The organism is Caballeronia sp. (assembly GCF_049581465.1).
In the GTDB taxonomy this organism is placed as follows: domain Bacteria; phylum Pseudomonadota; class Gammaproteobacteria; order Burkholderiales; family Burkholderiaceae; genus Caballeronia.
On sequence record NZ_JBAUSA010001284.1, the window covers coordinates 1 to 4,638 of the forward strand.

Consider the following 4,638-nt stretch of genomic DNA (forward strand, 5'->3'; position numbering starts at 1 on the left):
CGCCAGCACTGCGCCGGCCGGAATGCGAATGAAAGTATGAATGGCGTCCCAGAGGGAATCGAACGCGGGGATTTTATCGGCGAAAAATTCGACTACGGCGAGCGCCGCCGCCACCCCGATCACCCACGGCGAACCCAGCACGGCGAGGGTGCCCGGAAGATGGGCGAGGCCCATGTTCTGAAATAATCCGGCAAGGAACACCGTCAGGTATAGGCGCAGCCCGCTGGCCCACGAAAGACCTGCTGCCAGCGAAAGTACTTCAAGCATAGCCGCCTCCTTGCGTACTGCTCATGCCGGGCCGGACACATCGGACAATTCCGCTGCGGCACGACCTGGCTTCCTGTCCGGGCCAGATACGGTAGGAACGCCCGGCGTGGCCAGCCTGCTCGAACCCTATATAGCTATTTCCACATCCCGCCAAGTGATTATAGCCACGCAAGCGCAAGCCTTGCAGCATGCGCATCAATGATGCGTTCGACGCATCGCATTCCGCCGGGGCGTTGCCATTCAAAGCGCCGTCTTTAGCACCTTAACGACCGGATTGATGACGGCTTTAATTGCTCGATCAATGCCCCGACGACAATTTCAATCCAACCATCCCGATTACGATCAATGAGACGCTTGCGATACGCGCAATCGTAACCGCCTCGCCCATGATGACGATTCCGAAAATGAATGCGCCCACTGCGCCGATACCCGTCCATACCGCATAAGCAGTGCCTAACGGCAATTGGCGCATTGCGAGCGCGAGCAGGACGAAGCTACCCACTGAGGTCACGATCGTGAACACGGATGGCCAAAGCCGGGTAAAACCTTCGGATGTCTTGAGCCCGGCAGCCCAGGCGACTTCGAGCAAGCCGGCAATAAACAATAGGAACCACGACATGGAAACTCCCTTGAAGAACGGGGCCGTCCCCAATGATTTGACGATCGCGCGGTCGTCCACGCGAGCGATAAGCCGGGCGCAATTATAACAAAGGGCGTTTTCGGCGGAGAAGGCAAGTATTCGCCATTGATTTACTCAATTGACCTTTGAATAACCCGGCGAGCGCATCCGGATTAATCCGAGTAATCCGAGCTATCGGCTTAAAAATCGGACAAAAAGCCATCCAGTCGGCATTCATCAAATAAACCCATCAATGTTCAAGAAGCGGGTCTAGGCTGGACTGGCGCGCAGCGAATCACCCGGATCGTTGCGGCAAAATGTCCTTGCATCGAGCCGGAAGAATCGCGAAACCACTAAAACACCTCACACACTCGACATTTCTTCGACGGAACTTTCCTGGAGCTCGATGCCCCGATAGCCTCGTATTTGCGCCTGTGCCCGTGCTCACGGGCCTGCTCGTGTGGACCTCACCCCTGAACCGCAAGCGCCGTCGTTCAGAGCTTCTGATCGACGGCCTTTTGCAATATGCGTCCCCATTTGTGCGCCTCGCGCCGGTCCTGCATCGGCAGGAGCCACTGGGCGTTTTTCGCGTCCTTGACGTCGAGCGCCACTTGCCACGCACCGCCGGCCGCGCTCTCGAATCGCGCCGCGCGCAGGTCGGCGAAGATGTACGATCCGCGTCGATCGCCAACCCGAACTTCGCAGAGCCGCTTCTGCGCCGCAAGCCGCACGCCGCCCCAGTCGCGTTTGAGTTCGTGGGTCCAGCCGCCGTCGTGGATATTGGGCGCGGTCTCCTTCCAGCGCCGCCAGAAGTACACGCCGATACCCACCACGACCGCGACCGCAATCACGGCCGCGCCGATCGCAACCCCCACGCCGAACGCCGCCGAGATCGCGTGAAACGACCAGAACGCGCCGTAAATCACGGCGACCAGAGCGACGAGCGCGAGGACAATCGGCATGGGCTATTGGGTTTTGTGCTTGGCGGTCCAGTCGCGCAGCGCCTGGAGCGTGTTCGCCACGTGCTGATCGGGGGAGAGGCTCGTGTATTCGTAGATCACCGTGCCGTCGGGCGCGATCACGTACGAGACGCGGTTAGCCATCGAGTTGACGAGCGGCATCGACGCGTCGTACTGCTTGATGATTTTCGCGTCAGGGTCGGCGGCGACCGGAAATTTGCTTCGGCATTCGCTGACCGAAAACTTCTTCAACGTGTCGATATTGTCGTGCGATACGCCGATCACGGTTGCGCCCAGCGCCTTGTAGTCATCGACGGCGTCGGCAAATTCGTGCGCCTCGATCGTGCAGCCCTTGGTGAACGCCGCCGGATAGAAATATAGGACGACCGGCCCCTTCTTGAGCTGATCGGCCAGTGAATACTGATAGGCATTACCGCCCAGCGATGCCTGCGCGTCAAAGAGTGGCGCGTGATCGCCGGGCTTGAGGGTCGCATAGGCGACCAGCGCATACACGGCGAGGCCCGCACCGAGAACCGCCGCCAGCATCCGGCCTGCAAATTTTTGCTTCATATCGACCCCTTTTGTCTCATGATCCGACACGCCATCAATAATGCACCCACGCACCTACTCAAGCCGATGCGCGCCGAACCACTCAGCCGCCTCGCACTGAAGCCGCGCCAGCACGGCGGGCGTCAGCACCTTGAATTGTTCGTCGGAACCTATGCTCGAATCAATCTCGAGCGCGTCACCGCGTTCGGCTGCCTGCGACACGCGCAAAAGCGCGCCGAGTGCGCCGCTGCCCGTGACGATCGCATCGCAAATCGGCTCCGATAGATTCAGTAGTTTCATGATCTCGACCGGCGGCAGATCCACCACGACATGCACGAGCGAAAAAATGCCGGTCATGAAGGCGGCGTCGGCGAATGATTCGCTGAATGGACGCATGGTACGCGCGGCCAGTTCCATGAAGCGTGCGCGCGTGCCGACGAGCTGGACCAGCGGGTCGGAGCGCCAGGGCAAATGACGGCCGTCCGCGTAAAGCAGCAATTGCGTCCAGCGCGAAATCTGGCGCGTGCCCGTCGCCGAGATCGCCTCGCGCAGCGACGACACCGGCCGGTTCAAACCGAACGCGCTCGAATTGGCAAGCCGCAGCAACTGCACGACGACGTTCGGATTGCGCTTGAGTTCGGCTTCGAGCTCCGTGATATCCGGTTCGCCGGACAGTACGCCAAGAAGCCGCAGTAACGCGTTTCGCGAGGGGTTCGTGCGGCGCGTGGTGAGCACCTGTGGACGCGCGAAGTAATAGCCCTGGAACAGATCGAAGCCTAGCTTGCGCGCAAAGGCAAAGTCCTGGTGCGTTTCGATTTTTTCCGCCAATAATGTCTTGCCGTGGCGCTTGAGCGTTGCTGCGAGTTCGGGCAAATGCGCGCGGTCGGCCGCGACAAAATCCACCTTCACATAGTCCACGTAAGGCAACGCTTCCTCTAGCGGCTTGGTCAGGCGCACGACGTCGTCGAGCGCAAACTGGAAGCCGGCCGCGCGCAACTGGTCGCATCGCTTGAAGACCTGGGAGTCGAAGGTCACGGTCTCCAGGATTTCCAGCACGAAACGATCGGGCGGCATGATGTGGACGATATCGTCGAACAGCAAATCCCGATTCATGTTCACAAAGCCGCGATAGTCCCCCAGCACCGCCGACAAGCCGATCTCGCCGACCGTGCGCGCGACCACGTGCGCTGTCGCCTGCACGTCGTCGAAGATCAGCGCGCGATTCTCGGGGCTGTCGCGAAACAGCAATTCATAGGCGTGCAAGGCGCTGTTTCGATCGAGGATCGGCTGGCGGCCCAGGAAGACGCTTTCCGGCTCGCGATGGCTGCGCGCGCCGGAGCTGGCATGGGCGGCGTGGCCCGGATCGCGTTTAACGCGCGGCATGCGACGGATTACCGGGCAGCTTGAACGCCGCGTGAACACGCGTCGCTCGGGCGGGGCCGGGCACAGGGCTTCGAAACGGCGCGGTCGTGTCAATCGGCGACAAGGATGGCATCGGCGGTGGGCAAAAAGAAGGCGAAGGCCAGCATGAGGAGAAGGCGCCTTAAAAACATGCTGGCGGTTACGAAAAGCGAGAGATCTTGTCGCACTGTACCTTAAATCCCGGTATCGCCACATTCCCTGAAACCCTGTTCCGTCAAGGCTTACGGCCATCCGGCCATTCCTCTAAAGAATTTCCCGACACAACCGTTAACTTGCAGATAACACGTCCGACTAACAGTCCGGCGGGGGGCAAGCGGCTCAGGCTTTATTGCGTCGATGTCGCCGGCGGCTTCATATGGCGCGCAATCAGACAGGTCATCAACTGAAACATGCAAGTGAAACGGTCCCGCGCCCAGCGCTTCAATTCATGGCTCACCCGCTCGAGGAACGTGCAGGCCGCCGCCGTCACGGCGTCGATCGTGCAGACCGTGCTCGCCGCTGACGCTAACGCCCCGGCCAACGACGCCGACGGCGGACCTCACGAAGCGACGCTCGCCGCGGTCGATTTCCTGGCGCAAGTGGATGCGTCGCTCAGGTTTCGCTATGTCTCCGAGGCGGGGATCCAATTCCTCGGCTATCACCGCGAGTACCTGAGCTCGCTGACCCTGCACGAACTGGTTCCGGCAAACGAAACCGATGAACTCGATGCGCTCTTCGCCCGCGCGCTGACGAGCGGCAAGCCCGAAAGCGCGACGCTGCATCTCTACAAATCGCTCACCGATCCGCTGTTCGTCGAGTTGCGCATCCAAGCTACCCACGCGC

6 protein-coding genes are annotated in these 4,638 nt (G+C 60.6%); 1 reads left to right on the forward strand and 5 read right to left on the reverse strand.

Annotation, left to right across the window (positions count from 1 at the left end):
* The 5 genes from WCA53_RS31170 to WCA53_RS31190 all read right to left on the reverse strand — a co-directional run.
* Window positions 1–267: DUF4126 domain-containing protein (locus WCA53_RS31170; RefSeq protein ID WP_423920644.1), on the reverse strand; the 267-nt coding region annotated here is incomplete at its 3' end.
* A gap of 298 nt (window positions 268–565) precedes the next feature.
* The gene (gene sugE / locus WCA53_RS31175) at window positions 566–886 is read right to left on the reverse strand and encodes a quaternary ammonium compound efflux SMR transporter SugE (RefSeq protein WP_423920647.1); all 321 of its coding nucleotides are present in this window, start codon (window positions 884–886) and stop codon (window positions 566–568) included.
* A 494-nt stretch (window positions 887–1,380) separates the two neighbouring features.
* Complete coding sequence (locus tag WCA53_RS31180) at window positions 1,381–1,848, reverse strand: hypothetical protein (RefSeq protein WP_423920650.1); 468 nt, start codon at window positions 1,846–1,848, stop codon at window positions 1,381–1,383.
* A gap of 3 nt (window positions 1,849–1,851) precedes the next feature.
* Window positions 1,852–2,415, reverse strand: coding sequence for a peroxiredoxin (locus WCA53_RS31185; RefSeq protein WP_423920655.1), 564 nt, complete (start codon window positions 2,413–2,415; stop codon window positions 1,852–1,854).
* 54 nt (window positions 2,416–2,469) lie between these two features.
* On the reverse strand, window positions 2,470–3,777 hold the full coding sequence (locus WCA53_RS31190) for an EAL and HDOD domain-containing protein (RefSeq protein WP_423920660.1): 1,308 nt from the start codon (window positions 3,775–3,777) through the stop codon (window positions 2,470–2,472).
* 488 nt (window positions 3,778–4,265) lie between these two features.
* Between WCA53_RS31190 and WCA53_RS31195 the strand changes: the two genes are divergently transcribed.
* The coding region (locus WCA53_RS31195) for a PAS domain-containing protein (protein ID WP_423920663.1) at window positions 4,266–4,638 on the forward strand (373 nt) is incomplete at its 3' end.